The following is a 277-nucleotide window of genomic DNA, read 5'->3' on the forward strand; positions in this document are numbered from 1 at the left end:
TCATGGACTAGTGTGACCTTGCCTGTTACTCCGAGTTCAGTAGCCTCTACTGCTATGTGTCCAGCAGACACCGGCAATTCTGCGTTTCCTCACGTTGTTCCTGTTGTGTCCAATACCGGTTCAGGATTTCAGGGCATACTGTATGCGATAGTAGGAAATGCTACAACAGGCAGCTTTACCTTGACCCTGAACAGAGGCGGTAGTACTCAAGCCATCAATGCTGTTCTGACTTCCGGTCGCTTGCTGGGTGGTAGCAGCGGCGTTGTTTCCGTGTTCT

At 50.9% G+C, this 277-nt stretch carries 1 protein-coding gene; it reads left to right on the forward strand.

The window, feature by feature from the left end; all coding sequences use genetic code 11:
* Window positions 1-54: 54 nt before the first annotated feature.
* Window positions 55-277: hypothetical protein (locus AC1RPH_RS08300; protein WP_481762112.1), on the forward strand; the 223-nt coding region annotated here is incomplete at its 3' end.

It is taken from the genome of Dellaglioa sp. CoH-57-MRSF-16, assembly GCF_056782055.1.